The sequence below is a fragment of the Nonlabens dokdonensis DSW-6 genome, assembly GCF_000332115.1.
Classification (GTDB): Bacteria; Bacteroidota; Bacteroidia; order Flavobacteriales; family Flavobacteriaceae; genus Nonlabens; species Nonlabens dokdonensis.
Window position 1 is genome coordinate 2,289,523 of the sequence record NC_020156.1, and the last position, 13,973, is coordinate 2,303,495.

Genomic DNA, 13,973 nt, shown 5'->3' on the forward strand with positions numbered 1-13,973 from the left:
ACATGAAGAAATTATTAACTTGTTTATTATTGTTCGCTTTCGCGAAAGCGGTAACAGCACAACAGGATCCTCAGTACAGCCAGTATGCTTACAATCCTATTGTAGTGAACCCAGCTTACGCAGGAAATCGTGGTGTTGCAAGTATTGTAGGATTGCACCGTAGTCAATGGGTAGGACTTGATGGGGCACCTCGCACGCAAACACTTTCCTTTCACACACCTATATCAAATAGTAGAGTAGGTCTAGGATTAAGTATCGTGAATGATGAAATAGGCCCGTCTGATGAAACTTATGTAGCTGCAGACTTTAGTTATACCATACCAGTAGGAGATGAAGCTCGATTAAGTTTTGGTTTAAAAGGTGGAGTTCATGTCTTGAATGTAGACTTTACTAGACTTAATATTTTCAACACGGGCGACCCAAGATTAACTGAAAATGTAGAGAATAAGTTATCACCTACTGTAGGTCTTGGATTATATTACCATACACAAAAGTTTTATCTTGGTTTGAGTAGTCCTAATCTATTGCAAACAGACCACTTTGACGATAGAAACGATTCAAGTAGCGCAACTTATATAGCTCGTGAACGTATGCATATTTTTGGTACAGCAGGATACGTCTTTGATGTGAGTGACGATATTAAATTTAAACCTGCAACTATGATAAAACTTGTTCAAGGAGCGCCTCTACAAGTCGATCTTACGGCAAGTTTCATATTCAATGAAAAACTTACAATAGGTGCAGCATATAGATGGAGTGCGGCCGTTACTGGTCTAGTTGGTTTTCAATTGAGTGATCAAATCTTGATAGGATTTGCATATGATAGAGAAACTACAGAGTTAGGGAACGCGGTTTTTAATGATGGTAGTTATGAACTATTCCTTAGATTTGAATTATTTAATAGTTACGATAGAATTATAACTCCTAGATTCTTCTAAAAAACAACTGAAAACGATGCTTAAAAAAATATCCATATTTGTGTTCCTTTTTACAGCGACTATTGTCTTTGGTCAAAAAGAGAATCTAGACAAAGGAAACAAAAAATATAAAGCCCTAGCTTTTATAGATGCTCAAAAGATTTATCTCAAACTAGCCGAGGACGGTTATGCAACTGCAGAAGTTCTTGCTAAATTAGCGGACACTTACTATTTTAATGATGAACTCAATCAAGCTCATAAGTGGTATGAAAAGCTATTTGCTCAATATGAGCAAAATGTAAAACCTGAGTACTTTTTCAGGTATGCGCAATCCCTTAAATCTGTAAATCGTTATGATGAGGCAGATCGTTTAATGGCAAAATTTAATACGTTCAAAGGATTTGACTCCAGATCTCAATTATATTCTGAAGAGCCTAATTATTTACAAATCATAGATTTTCAATCAGGAAGATTTGAAATAGCAAATACTCAAAAAATTAATACATATACCGTAGATTTCGGTCCTGCTTTTTATGCATCCCAAAATCAAGTAGTATATGCGACTTCTAGAGATTCTGGTTCTCTTGTAAATAGAAGACACTCCTGGAACGGCCAGGCATTCTTACAACTTTACACTGCAGATGCTGACGAAACTGGAAAATTGAGTAATCCTAAAAAGTTCTCGAGCCGCATAAATACAAAGTACCATGAAAGTACTCCTGCAATTAGTCCTGATGGAGAGACGATGTACTTCACACGTAATAACTACGAGAACGGTATTTATAGACAAGATATCGACGGAACTAATAAATTGAAAATTTTTAGATCCTTTAAACAAGAAGATGGCAAATGGAGCAAACCAGTGTCTCTTCCTTTTAATAATGACGAATACTCTGTTGCTCATCCAGCTTTGAGTCCAGATGGTAAATTACTATATTTTAGTAGTGATATGCCTGGGACATTAGGTTATGATATTGATGATGATTTCACAAAAGCTGATATTTGGGTGGTAGATATTTTAGAAGATGGTGGTTTTAGTGAGCCAAGAAACTTGAAAAATGTAAATACACCTGGTAGAGAAACCTTCCCATTTGTCAGCAAAAACAATACACTTTATTTTGCTTCAACCGGTCATCAGGGTTTAGGTGGATTAGATGTATTTGCCAGCTCTATTAAACCAGATGGTAGTACAAGCAAGGTAATTAACATAGGTAAACCTATTAATACTCCAGATGATGACTTTGCCTTCATAGTAAATGATGACACAAAAGTTGGTTACTTTAGCTCTAATCGTCCTGGAGGATCGGGCGATGATGATATTTATAGATTCATTCAATTAGAAGATCTTAGAGTACCATGTGAAATACTAGTGACAGGAACTGTAACAGATAGCAGATCTGGTGAGCCTATGGATCAAGCTACTGTTATGATTATGGATGCTAATAATAATAAAGTTGACGAACTTGTAACTAGTGAAAACGGTAAATATGCATTCAAAGTAGAATGTAATAAGCAATATTTTGTTAGAGCAGAAAAAGAAGATTATACCTCTGACGAGGAATTGTTCTCCACACCTAATAAATCTGATTTCATAGATTTACCTCTAGATATTGAAAATACACTTATAGCTGTTGTTGATTGTGATGATATTGCACCGCTGTTAGGTATAGAGCAAATATACTTTGACTTTGATAAATATAACATTCGTCCAGATGCAGAGTATGAGCTAGCTAAAATTAAAGCCTTTATGGAACTTTATCCTGACACAACTGTTGAGATTAGATCTCATACTGATAGTAGAGCTCCAGATGCTTATAATGTCACACTTTCTAATAATAGAGCTAATAGTACTATGAACTGGCTGGTTTCTAAAGGAATAGACGCCTCTAGATTGACGGCCAAAGGTTTTGGAGAAACACGATTAGTTAATGAATGTTCAAATGGAGTTCCTTGTACTGCAGCACAACATCAACTTAATCGTAGATCGGAGTTCATTGTTTCTGGTTTAGAAAAATTTAAAGACTGTAAATAATTATAATGTATTATTACAAAAAAGGATCTGTTCTCAATGTACAGATCCTTTTTTGTTTAGCTCAAAAGATACTTAATAGCTATCCGGACTCCATTTACTTGAGACTTGCTTCTGGTTCAAATTCAGAAATAAAGTGAAATTTAATACTTGGATATTTTTGCTGCGTCATTTGTAATGAGAAAGAAGAGTCGGCTAGAAACACCAGTTGACCTCGCTTGTCTTTGCATAAAAATTTTGATTTGACTCTTTTAAAATCAGTCATCTCTTCAGGTTTTGCAACAGATCCATCTACCCAGCATGCTTTATGAACGTTTAAATTCTCGTAAGAACAAGTAGCGCCATACTCATGCTCCAGTCGGTACTGTATTACTTCAAACTGTAAGGCACCTACTGTACCTATTACTTTGCGGCCGTTAAGTTCTAATGTGAATAATTGTGCTACACCTTCATCCATCAATTGGTCTATTCCTTTTGCAAGTTGCTTAGACTTCATAGGATCGGCATTGTTGATGTATCTAAAATGTTCTGGCGAGAAAGAAGGAATTCCTTTATAATGCAATTCTTCTCCAGATGTGAGTGTATCACCTATTTTAAAATTTCCAGTATCATGCAGTCCTACAATATCTCCTGGAAACGACTCGTCTACTATTTCCTTTTTCTCTGCAAAAAAGGCGTTAGGACTAGAGAACTTCAAATTTTTATCAAGTCTTACATGTTTATAGGCTTTATTACGCTCAAAGGTTCCACTTACGATCTTAATAAATGCAAGTCTATCTCTATGTCTAGGATCCATATTTGCATGGATTTTAAACACAAAACCACTGAAGTCTTTTTCATTAGGTTTTACCAGGCGTTCCTCAGCATTTTTTGCTCGTGGTGCTGGTGCTATTTCTATAAAACCGTCTAGAAGCTCTTTTACACCAAAATTATGTAAGGCACTACCAAAAAATACCGGTTGCAACTCACCATCAAGGTATTCTTGTCTATTGAATTCTGGATAGATTCCTGTAGCTAATTCTAATTCTTCTCTCAGAGTCTCTGCTGCTGGATCACCTATAAGTTGATTTAATTTCTCATCATTTAAATCGCTAATTGCGGTAGTACTATGAATGTCTTTTGAAGAAGCTCCAGTAAACAGGTTGACATTCTTTCTATGAATATTATAAATTCCTTTAAGATCATAACCCATCCCGATAGGGAAGCTAAGCGGTGTTACTCGCAGCTCTAGTTTTTGCTCAATTTCATCTAGTAAATCAAACGCATCTTTACCTTCACGGTCCATTTTATTTACAAAAACGATGATAGGTATTTGTCGCATCCTACAAACCTTCACCAGTTTTTCAGTTTGCTCCTCAACACCTTTTGCAACATCAATAACAACGATAACACTGTCTACTGCAGTTAAAGTTCTAAAAGTATCTTCAGCAAAATCTTTGTGACCAGGAGTATCAAGAATATTTATTTTCTTACCATCATATTCAAAGGCAAGTACAGATGTTGCGACAGAAATACCACGCTGGCGCTCTATCTCCATAAAGTCACTGGCGGCACCTTTTTTAATTTTATTACTTTTTACTGCACCAGCTTCTTGAATGGCGCCTCCATATAAAAGCAACTTTTCAGTAAGTGTTGTCTTACCAGCATCTGGGTGGGAAACGATCCCAAAAGTTCTTCTTCTTGCTATCTCGTCTGTAAACTTCATGTATATAATAAATCAGTTTGCAAAAATAGGCTAATCAAGCGTTTTATCAAGGACTTCTGTAGAACAGCTCTGTAATTGTTTTTAGAATCACGCCGAATAAAATAAATTTTTACTTTGTAAATTAATAATGATGTTCTCGCTTTCGCGAAAGCGGAATTTTTAACAAAACTAGAACAACCCTTTAAAATTTTAGGGATAGAAGAACGATTTAGTAATTAAATAGTAAATCTGCCTTATTTTTTAAGGGGTTTGTTAAATAATTATTAGTAATTCCATCATTTTATGGTTAGTACGTTTATGAAGCGTATGTTTGTTAATTCAATTTGTTTCATCCTAAAACTAGCAAATTATGATAACTCTTAAAGATCTTGCAGCAACGCTGGGTGTATCTGTTTCTACAGTTTCTAAAGCCTTGAAAGACAGTCCAGAAATAAGTAAAGACACGATAACTCGTGTAAAGGAAATCGCTAAAGAACTAAATTATAGACCTAATACTCTTGCCTTAAGTCTCAAGAACAGAAAGACTAAAACCATAGGAGTCATTATTCCAGATATTTTAAATACGTTCTTTGCTCGTATACTTTATGGAATAGAACAAGAATCTACCGCTTTAGGTTATAATATCATCACTTGCTTGTCTAATGAGACTTTTGAAAAAGAAAATAACAGTCTTCATTTATTAGCAAATGGTAGTGTAGATGGATTTATTATGTCAGTGTCTGAAGAAACGCAGTCTAAAGGAGAGGTAAAACACCTTAAAGAAACAATCAATCAAGATGTGCCTATTGTAATGTTTGATCGCGTGGCAAATGATGTCGATTGTGATAAGGTAATCATCGATGATTTTAACGCTGCTTTCAAAGCTACAGAAACCTTAATTAAGGAAGGTCGTAAAAAAATAGTTTTGGTTAATAGTTTAGGAGAATTGAGCGTTGGGAAATTGAGAGTGCTAGGATATAAAAAAGCCTTAGAAAAACATGATTCCTATACTGCCGATCCTATTGTGATTGAAGTAGACGACGATCAAGAGTTATTGAACGATCAGCTTGAAAAAATAATCACTGAACATAAAGACATGGATGGTCTTCTTTGTATTGATAATATAAGCGGTGTAATGTCAGTAAATATAGCGCAGCGATTAGGAAGAACAATTCCTAATGATTTGTCTGTAATAGGTTTTTCTTCAAATAAAATCTCGCATTTATCATATCCGCCACTTTCCACAGTAGCTCAGTATGCTGAAGAAATAGGGCAGGAGTCTGTAAAAATGCTGGTGGAACGTTTAGAAAATAAGACTAAAGGAAACACAAAAACGGTTACCATAAATTATAGTATAGAATTAAGAGGTACGACCTTGCCTGTTTCATAGTTTAAAGCATTTTGCAATTAATTATTTCAATTTTCATTTGATTTTATTGAAAAATAAATCAGTTGATCTGTAATTATAAATGGTTTTAACTACTTAATAAATGTTTAAGGAATCAGTTCATTTCCTTTTGTACTTTTGGTTTATAAATTTTAGAAATTATCGAACAAGTTATTTTAGTAAACGAGAACGACGAGCAAGTTGGTCTTATGGAAAAAATTGAGGCGCATGAAAAAGCTTTATTACATAGAGCTTTTTCTGTTTTTGTAGTAAATGATAAAAACGAAATCATGTTACAACAGCGCGCTTTGGGTAAATATCATTCTCCTGGATTATGGACTAATACTTGTTGCAGCCACCAGCGTGAAGGAGAAACAAATATTGAGGCTGGTAAACGCAGGCTCATGGAAGAAATGGGTTTTGTAACAGAGTTAGAAGAGCTGTTTCACTTTATCTACATTGCACCATTTGATAACGGGCTTACAGAGCACGAGCTTGATCATGTGATGATAGGGCAATATAACGATGCTCCTAATATTAATCCAGACGAAGTTGCTTCTTACAAATGGATGACTGCTCAAGATATCAAAGACGATATGGAGCGCCAGCCAGATATTTATACCGAATGGTTTAAAATTATTTTTGAAAAATATTATTCCCACATATCATGAGATTAACTGCCTACCGTAAAGCCCATTTTAATGCTGCGCACCGTTTACACCGAGAAGACTGGAGCGATGAAAAGAATCAGCAAATTTTTGGAAAATGCAATAACCCACATTTTCACGGGCATAATTACGACTTAGAAGTAGGAGTTACAGGAGAAGTGGACCCAGAAACAGGCTATTTAATTGATCTTAAAATTCTCAAAGATATTATCAAGGAAGAGGTAGAAGATGCCTTTGATCATAAAAATCTTAATAAGCAGGTCCCAGAATTTGCAAACCTCAATCCTACTGCAGAAAATATTGCCTTCGTTATTTACAATAAAGTAAAAGCTAAGTTAGATCCTAAATATGATTTAGAAATTAAACTTTTTGAAACAGAACGCAATTTTGTAGTTTATAGAGGAGAATAATAAGTGTAACGCTTTCGCGAAAGCGAGATACCTACCAATATTGCTATTCAATTTAGAATTATTTCTTAGCATAGAATAATTTAATCTGTATCTCTTTTATTCACTATTTTTGCAGCAAATTAAATTATTATGGCAAGTATTAGAGATCTGAAACAAGATATCAATTACGTATTAGGAGATATCATAGAGGCTGCTTTGATCACACAGGCAGCAAACCCTGAAAAAACAGAAGCTTCTGAAAAGGTAGTAGACGATTCTATAGATACATTTGACGAGTTAATCGCTCGTGTTAACGATCGTAAAGTAGAAAATCGCAAAGCACACATTAAAGCAGTACGTGCTGATTTAGAAACTAAAGGAAAAGCACTTATAGAACGCGTTAACGCTTTATAAGCTACTTTTATTCTTATCAATTAATGCAGACAATTGTTTCCCGTAAACAGTTGTCTGTATTTTTTTTGGCATTTTTTGAAATACGCTATCTAACAAAGCAGGATTTGCCTCGCTAGCTTCAGTTACTAAAATATAGGGTGCAACTTCCTTGTCCTTATGCAACTGTGCATAGTTGATGGCATACAGTACCTTTCTCTTCAGGTATTTATCGTACGCATTTTCTATAGAATCAGCTATTTCTGGAGTTCTAGTTTCATCAGTAAGTGACATACTTCTTTTTACGATGTTGGTATAGACTTTATTAAGCTTGTCATTATTCTCTTTAAAAACTTGGTAAATATCTTGATTTTTAGAACCAGTTATCACGGCATCTTTTTCAAATTGTTCAAGTGTGGAGTTGATGGTCATTAATGTGTCTTCTGCAAAAAATAGAAAACGATCATTGAACTCTCTACCATCCTTCACATCTAGATGAAGGTACAGCAACTCAGGTCCACTAATATCAGTTGTTAATGAATAATCAGAGTTGCCATTAAATTCTACAGAATCTACGTCAACTAAAACACTATCTTGGAAACGTTCTAAAAAAATCTTTCCCACCTTAACCCCATCTATCGTTCCTGAAACTGAGAAGTTGCTGGAATTAGGTTCACTGCAAGATGCTACAGCAATTATGACGATAAGAAAGAAAAGTACTTTTTTCATGGCTAAAATTTTACGGCTGCAAATATGCATTTTATCTTTTAATTTAAGAAGGTAAAATCCTTACGAAGTAGCTACGATTTGCATTAAAATGGTACATGCAATTGCTCCTATAGTTCCTACTACATAACCAAAAACGGCTAGTAAAACTCCTACACTAGTAAGTGAAGGATGAAACTCTGCTGCGACAATAGGTGCACTTGCAGCACCACCTACATTTGCTTGAGAGCCTACAGCGAGAAAGAAATAAGGTGATTTAGTAAGTTTTGCAACCAGTATCAGTAGACCAGCATGAATCGCCATCCATATAATACCCACAAGAATCAATAACGGATTTTCAACTATTTGAGTTAGATCCATTTTCATTCCTATGGTAGCTACTAAAACGTAGATAAAAATACTACCTATTTTACTTGCTCCGGTTCCTTCATAACTTTTTGCAGGAGTGAATGATAGTGTTATACCGATTAGTGTAGCAATAGAAATCATCCAGAAAAACTGGCTGGTTAGAAAGCTTAAATAAATGTTTTTTGCAATGGCATCCATACCGCTCATTGCTTCTGATAAATAATTTGCTCCAAAATGAGCAATGGCAACCGTACCAAAGCCAATTCCTAACATCACCATATTATCAGTAAATGTTGCTTCACGTTTCACACTTTCTGTATAATCAGATACACGTTTTTTGAGATCTTCAATGGCTGTACTATCGGCACCAAACCAGCGATCTATTTTTGCAGCTTTTCCTATTCCAAAAAGTAAAATACCCATCCATAAATTGGCTACAACTATATCGACAAGAACCATTCCACCATATTTAGCTTGATTAAATTGATATACTTCTAACATGGCTGTTTGATTTGCGCCGCCACCTATCCAGCTTCCAGCAAGAGTAGAAAGCCCTCGCCATACAGCATCAAAGCCTTCGCCGCCCACAGTTTCTGGAGAAAAAGAACCAACTATAAGAATAGCTATCGGGCCACCGATGACAATTCCTATGGTACCAGTCAAAAACATAATTAACGCCTTTGGTCCAAGATTAAAAACGGCTTTTAAATCTATGGAAAGTGTCATTAAAACCAAAGCTGCTGGCAACAGGTAACGCGATGCCATATAATAAAGAGAAGAACTAGCTTCTGTTACTGTTCCATCTTCTGCAACAGTTTTCCATTCTGGTGCAATAATTCCCAAAGAGCTTAAAATAGATGGTAATAAATAACACATCAAAAGTGCAGGAACTATTTTATAAAATTTAGACCAAAAACCTTCTTTCATTGAAGAAGAATAGAATACTAGAGCTAGACATATCATTAATAGTCCAAAAACTATAGTGTCATCGGTAATAAACGGTGTGGAGTCTTTTACCTTCTCTGCTACCTCTTGAAAAATCATATATTTCTATTTTGATGTGCTGCAAAATACAATTTTATATGAAGTTGTTTGTGAAAGTTTCGCTTTCGCGAAAGCGGATTTATTACAGCTTATTTTACGAAGCCCACTATAAGCTCAACAAGTCTGGTGCTTAAAGGAAAGTTGGGATTGATTTTACTTTTAGAGGCTTCTATTTCATCATCTCCTACTATTTTGAGAACATGATTCATATTTTCGATAATTTCTAAAGTTGCATTAGGAGCGGTATCTTTTAATAGTTGTGCTTCTGTGGGATTGCTCATGCGATTTCTAGAACCATTAATGATCACTACTGGGATTTGCAGTTTTTGAATTTCTTCAGCTGGATTATACTTCATCCAGGATTTCATAAACGGTTGCACTCGTGGACCGATAATAGGATATAAGTCGCGCTCAATAGCAATTACTGGCTTTTCAGATTTTTTTACTCTTTCAAAAGTTTCTGCGGCTACTTTATCGAGACCAGGTTGTTGTTTTGAAATTTGTTGTACAATCAACGCATCAATAGATTGTCCTGCGCCATTTAAAGAAATGAATCCATCGATGTGCTCATTAACGGCTAGCATTCCTACTAAAGAACCTTGTCCGTGACCGGCAATGTAGATTTTTGAAAATCGCTTATCGTTTTTGAAATAGGAAACAACTTCTTTTGCATCGATGATATAGTCACTAAATAGCGTTTTATCGCTAGGTTTGCGATTTTTCATTTGGGTAAAAATGCGCTTGTCATAACGATAAGTAGCAATTCCATTAGATAAGAGCGAGTCCGCTAGTTGTTGGTAGGCATTGCTTCTGGTTCTAGGTTCATTACCATTGCGATCTATCGCGCCTTGATCGCCTACTATAATAACTAATGGAACTGGGTTTTTCTTAGAATCTTTAGGCGTTAGAATGGTGCCTTTAATACTCTCACTGATATTTAATATCGTTAGATTTTCTACAGTTTTTTGAACCGATTGCTTAGAAAATGGATCTTGTGCGTAAGTAGCAAATGGTAAAAGAAATAAAAGTAAAAGTAACTTTTTCATGATTTGAGTTGGGTCTAAATAACAACGTTCAAATCTAGGCAATACGTATGCCATTGTAAATAATCTAGTAAAAAAAGTGAGCTTTATCTCTTGGCGATCTTATTACCTGTAGATCGCTGCATAGAACATTTAAAACGGCTCATTTCTGGATCACGTTGCGCACGGTGTTTTGTAGCACGACCTTGTACACGTTCACGCCACATTCTGAAACTGCTTTCTTTCATCTCGCTGCGCATGATCATGATCACTTCTTTTTCTGTCACACCAAATTGCGCTTCAATCGCATCAAAAGGAGTGCGATCTTCCCAACCCATTTCTATAATACGGTCTATCTGGCGATCGTTCAAATTTTCTAAAATGTCTTTTGCTCTTTTTCTAGCCATAATAGTAAAGTCGTTTACGATCGCAATAATTACAAATTTCAATTAAATAGCAACGTATTTATAAATGAATTAACAGAATGACAATTGCAGATTTTAGTTTGAACTAGCATCACCAACACCCAATTCTTATTTTCCCTCGAGGGAAAACGGTACCATGGGTGATGAACAATTTTAACGATATAGCTTTTTAGCTTGGTTTTCCCTCGAGGAAAATGTCTGCTAGGACAAAGTGTGTTTTCGATGCAGGTTTTTCTATATCAAGAATATTTCTATTATTCACTTAACCACCTTTCTAAAAGTCAAATTGATACGTAAATCTATTTCCCTTTTTGTTTTTGCAATCTGGTGTTTATAGGTATGTTGAGTTTGATCTTTCATTAATAACAAACTGCCGTTTTCTAATAAAAATTTAAATTTCCAGTCTTTATTTTCATTATGTCTTAAATGAAAAAACCGATCTTGACCTAGGCTTACAGAAGCAATAGTGGGATTTTGTCCTAACTCTGGTTCGTTGTCTGCATGCCAGCCGTTAGAATCTTGACCGGTGCGGTACTGGTTAAGTAAACAGACGTTGAACTCAGCTCCTGCTGCTTTTTCTACGTCGGCTTTGATTTGTGCTAGAGTTTCTGTCCACGGCAAAGCTTTGAATTTGATACCGCTATAACCGTAATCTAGTCCTTCGTCGCCATATAACTGTGTGAGCCTTGGTTCGTTATGTGTTTTACCAAATAGTTTGATTTCGTTTTGTCTCCATGGGGTTTCTTCTAACAAAGTGTCTTTTAAATGTTCCGCTTTCGCGAAAGCGTAAAAAGAACCATCATATTCTACAGTAGCGTCTGGTATCTTAGGAAAAGAATCTGGAAATAACTTACTATGCATGCATATCAAAATATCGTGTACTGCTAGCAATATACTATGATTGGGGCGTATCTTGCATCTAATTAAAATTTATTTATGTATACTTCTCGTATCACTGGAATGGGTAAATATGTTCCAGAAAACGTCGTTACTAATGACGATCTTTCTAAAGTAATGGATACTAACGATGCCTGGATCCAAGAACGCACCGGTATAAAAGAGCGCCGCCATATTAAAAAAGGTGATGGTAATTCTACTGCTATCATGGGAGTAAAAGCTGCCGAAATCGCTCTGGAACGAGCAAAAGTTTCTAAGGACGACATCGATATGATCGTTTTTGCGACATTATCACCAGATTATTATTTCCCTGGTTGTGGTGTGCAGGTTCAAAATCTTATGGATATTCATACTTGTCCAGCGCTTGATGTGCGTAATCAGTGTAGTGGTTTTATATATGCACTTTCTGTCGCAGACCAATTTATAAAAACTGGAATGTATAAAAACGTTCTTGTGATAGGATCAGAAAACCATAGTGGTGGACTGGATTTTTCTACTCGCGGCCGTGGTGTAACGGTAATTTTTGGGGATGGAGCAGGAGCAGCGGTAGTTTCACGATCAGAAAAAGAAGGTCACGGAATTCTTTCTACACATTTACATAGTGAAGGAGAACACGCGCTAGAATTATCATTGAAAGGACCATCAACTAATCATTGGGTTCCTCAAATTATAGAGGAGAATCCGCAAGAAGATATTCCTTATTATCCTTATATGAACGGTCAGTTTGTATTCAAAAATGCAGTACGACGTTTCAGTGAGGTAATTATGGAAGGTTTACAAACCAACCAGCTAGAAGTAAGTGATATTGATATGCTGGTGCCACATCAAGCTAACTTGCGTATTTCTCAATTTATCCAGAAGAAATTTCAATTAACAGACGATCAAGTTTACAATAATATCCAGCGATATGGTAACACTACAGCGGCTTCTATTCCTATCGCCCTTTGTGAAGCATGGGAAGATGGTAAGATAAAAGAAGGCGATACCGTTGTTTTGGCAGCCTTCGGTAGTGGGTTTACTTGGGGTAGTGCGATTATGAAGTGGTAATACGTATTCACTTTCACTTTCACAGGTGCGGACTCAAGTCCTCAACTGTGAATAATTGACATGATTGATAGAATCGGTATTTGAATAAGGAAGAATACGGATATCTAATTTTAAGGAAAAAATTGTTTGTAAGCCCTATCTTTAGGTTGCAATCAATTTTAAATAATCTAAAATAATATGGAAACTAAGTCATTTAGCCTTTTTGGTAGGAAAATAACAAAGAAGTACTTGTGGATCATCACAACTGTTTGGTTGATAGGTATATCTCTTACCGTACTTGCTGCAACAGATTTGTTTAATCAAACAATGTTTCAAAGGAAGTTTGTGCCTGTTGTTTTGTTATCGATACTTTCTACTGTAGTTGTTATTTATGCTCATATTTCGTATAATTCTAATTCTAAGAAGGTAAATTAACAATTCTTTGTAATATTCATAGGTGCGGACTTAAGTCCGCACCTATGAATATGGTATTATTTGATTATTTTTAGGAATGTCAAAGAATAATCTTCAGATTTACCTTCACATTATTTTTAGTACAAAGAGTAGAAATCATTTCATTTCTGATACAATAGAGAAAAAGTTATACCCTTTTATTTGGTCCGTTATACAGGATAATGATTGTGTGCCTATTACGATCAATGGAATGCCAGATCATGTCCATGTATTATTAAAAATGGACTCAAAAGTTTCCTTATCTGATTTGATGAGATTCATTAAAGGTAAAAGCTCTAGATTTCTCAGTGAGAATTACACATTTTTAGACGGTTTTGAATGGCAGCGTGGTTATGGAGCTTTTTCAGTAAGTCCAAAAAATGTCGATAAAGTGATAGGATATATTAAAAACCAAAAACAGCATCATAGAGAAGACTCTACTATTGAAGAGTTAGAGCTTTAAACTATTCACAGGTGCGGACTTAAGTCCGCACTGTAAATAGTAAATAGTGAATAGGAAATGACACAAAAAACAAAATCCCAAGCCTGCAAGCTTAGGATTTCTAAA

At 35.5% G+C, this 13,973-nt stretch carries 15 protein-coding genes; 9 read left to right on the plus strand and 6 right to left on the minus strand.

What is annotated here, in order from left to right:
* The first annotated feature begins 2 nt into the window (after positions 1–2).
* Positions 3–938: a PorP/SprF family type IX secretion system membrane protein gene (locus DDD_RS09935; RefSeq protein WP_015362706.1), complete on the plus strand. Its 936-nt coding sequence runs from the start codon at positions 3–5 to the stop codon at positions 936–938.
* A 16-nt stretch (positions 939–954) separates the two neighbouring features.
* A complete protein-coding gene (locus tag DDD_RS09940; protein WP_015362707.1) occupies positions 955–2,949 on the plus strand; it encodes an OmpA family protein in 1,995 nt (664 codons plus the stop codon).
* 94 nt (positions 2,950–3,043) lie between these two features.
* Here DDD_RS09940 and DDD_RS09945 read toward each other — a convergent pair whose 3' ends face one another.
* On the minus strand, positions 3,044–4,651 hold the full coding sequence (locus tag DDD_RS09945) for a peptide chain release factor 3 (RefSeq protein ID WP_015362708.1): 1,608 nt from the start codon (positions 4,649–4,651) through the stop codon (positions 3,044–3,046).
* Between the two features lie 349 nt (positions 4,652–5,000).
* On the opposite strand from DDD_RS09945, the gene DDD_RS09950 reads away from it, so the two are divergent.
* The 4 genes from DDD_RS09950 (at position 5,001) to DDD_RS09965 (ending at position 7,488) form a co-directional block, all read left to right on the plus strand.
* The gene (locus DDD_RS09950) at positions 5,001–6,020 is read left to right on the plus strand and encodes a LacI family DNA-binding transcriptional regulator (protein WP_015362709.1); all 1,020 of its coding nucleotides are present in this window, start codon (positions 5,001–5,003) and stop codon (positions 6,018–6,020) included.
* A 155-nt stretch (positions 6,021–6,175) separates the two neighbouring features.
* Entirely contained in the window at positions 6,176–6,688 is a 513-nt protein-coding gene (gene idi, locus DDD_RS09955; protein WP_041567083.1) for an isopentenyl-diphosphate Delta-isomerase, read from the plus strand.
* Positions 6,685–7,095, plus strand: coding sequence for a 6-pyruvoyl trahydropterin synthase family protein (locus DDD_RS09960; RefSeq protein ID WP_015362711.1), 411 nt, complete (start codon positions 6,685–6,687; stop codon positions 7,093–7,095). The genes idi and DDD_RS09960 overlap by 4 nt, the downstream gene beginning before the upstream one ends.
* A 129-nt stretch (positions 7,096–7,224) precedes the next feature.
* Complete coding sequence (locus tag DDD_RS09965; protein WP_015362712.1) at positions 7,225–7,488, plus strand: hypothetical protein; 264 nt, start codon at positions 7,225–7,227, stop codon at positions 7,486–7,488.
* On the opposite strand, the gene DDD_RS09970 is transcribed toward DDD_RS09965, so the two are convergent.
* The 5 genes from DDD_RS09970 to DDD_RS09990 form a co-directional block, all read right to left on the minus strand.
* Positions 7,483–8,193, minus strand: coding sequence for a DUF4369 domain-containing protein (locus DDD_RS09970; protein WP_015362713.1), 711 nt, complete (start codon positions 8,191–8,193; stop codon positions 7,483–7,485). The genes DDD_RS09965 and DDD_RS09970 overlap by 6 nt on opposite strands.
* A 60-nt stretch (positions 8,194–8,253) precedes the next feature.
* A complete protein-coding gene (locus DDD_RS09975) occupies positions 8,254–9,582 on the minus strand; it encodes a DUF819 family protein (protein WP_015362714.1) in 1,329 nt (442 codons plus the stop codon).
* Between the two features lie 89 nt (positions 9,583–9,671).
* Positions 9,672–10,682 carry an alpha/beta hydrolase gene (locus tag DDD_RS09980; protein ID WP_015362716.1) on the minus strand — a complete coding sequence of 337 codons (1,011 nt, stop codon included), beginning with the start codon at positions 10,680–10,682 and terminating at the stop codon, positions 9,672–9,674.
* Between the two features lie 29 nt (positions 10,683–10,711).
* Complete coding sequence (locus tag DDD_RS09985; protein ID WP_015362717.1) at positions 10,712–11,053, minus strand: TIGR03643 family protein; 342 nt, start codon at positions 11,051–11,053, stop codon at positions 10,712–10,714.
* A 234-nt stretch (positions 11,054–11,287) separates the two neighbouring features.
* Positions 11,288–11,890 (minus strand): alpha-ketoglutarate-dependent dioxygenase AlkB family protein, encoded by a 603-nt coding sequence (locus DDD_RS09990; protein ID WP_015362718.1) that lies wholly within the window; start codon positions 11,888–11,890, stop codon positions 11,288–11,290.
* Positions 11,891–11,965: 75 nt separating this feature from the next.
* On the opposite strand from DDD_RS09990, the gene DDD_RS09995 reads away from it, so the two are divergent.
* From DDD_RS09995 to tnpA, 3 genes are all read left to right on the plus strand, one after another.
* Positions 11,966–12,973: a 3-oxoacyl-ACP synthase III family protein gene (locus DDD_RS09995; RefSeq protein ID WP_015362719.1), complete on the plus strand. Its 1,008-nt coding sequence runs from the start codon at positions 11,966–11,968 to the stop codon at positions 12,971–12,973.
* A 177-nt stretch (positions 12,974–13,150) separates the two neighbouring features.
* Entirely contained in the window at positions 13,151–13,387 is a 237-nt protein-coding gene (locus DDD_RS10000) for a hypothetical protein (RefSeq protein ID WP_015362720.1), read from the plus strand.
* A gap of 76 nt (positions 13,388–13,463) precedes the next feature.
* A complete protein-coding gene (gene tnpA / locus DDD_RS10005) occupies positions 13,464–13,868 on the plus strand; it encodes an IS200/IS605 family transposase (protein WP_041567085.1) in 405 nt (134 codons plus the stop codon).
* Positions 13,869–13,973 lie beyond the last annotated feature (105 nt).

Coding starts and splice junctions, on each gene's coding strand:
- DDD_RS09935 (WP_015362706.1), top strand. CDS start 3: ATGAAGAAATTATTAACTTGTTTATTATTGTTCGCTTTCGCGAAAGCG.
- DDD_RS09940 (WP_015362707.1), top strand. CDS start 955: ATGCTTAAAAAAATATCCATATTTGTGTTCCTTTTTACAGCGACTATT.
- DDD_RS09945 (WP_015362708.1), bottom strand. CDS start 4,651: ATGAAGTTTACAGACGAGATAGCAAGAAGAAGAACTTTTGGGATCGTT.
- DDD_RS09950 (WP_015362709.1), top strand. CDS start 5,001: ATGATAACTCTTAAAGATCTTGCAGCAACGCTGGGTGTATCTGTTTCT.
- DDD_RS09960 (WP_015362711.1), top strand. CDS start 6,685: ATGAGATTAACTGCCTACCGTAAAGCCCATTTTAATGCTGCGCACCGT.
- DDD_RS09965 (WP_015362712.1), top strand. CDS start 7,225: ATGGCAAGTATTAGAGATCTGAAACAAGATATCAATTACGTATTAGGA.
- DDD_RS09970 (WP_015362713.1), bottom strand. CDS start 8,193: ATGAAAAAAGTACTTTTCTTTCTTATCGTCATAATTGCTGTAGCATCT.
- DDD_RS09975 (WP_015362714.1), bottom strand. CDS start 9,582: ATGATTTTTCAAGAGGTAGCAGAGAAGGTAAAAGACTCCACACCGTTT.
- DDD_RS09980 (WP_015362716.1), bottom strand. CDS start 10,682: ATGGCATACGTATTGCCTAGATTTGAACGTTGTTATTTAGACCCAACT.
- DDD_RS09990 (WP_015362718.1), bottom strand. CDS start 11,890: ATGCATAGTAAGTTATTTCCAGATTCTTTTCCTAAGATACCAGACGCT.
- DDD_RS09995 (WP_015362719.1), top strand. CDS start 11,966: ATGTATACTTCTCGTATCACTGGAATGGGTAAATATGTTCCAGAAAAC.
- DDD_RS10000 (WP_015362720.1), top strand. CDS start 13,151: ATGGAAACTAAGTCATTTAGCCTTTTTGGTAGGAAAATAACAAAGAAG.
- tnpA (WP_041567085.1), top strand. CDS start 13,464: ATGTCAAAGAATAATCTTCAGATTTACCTTCACATTATTTTTAGTACA.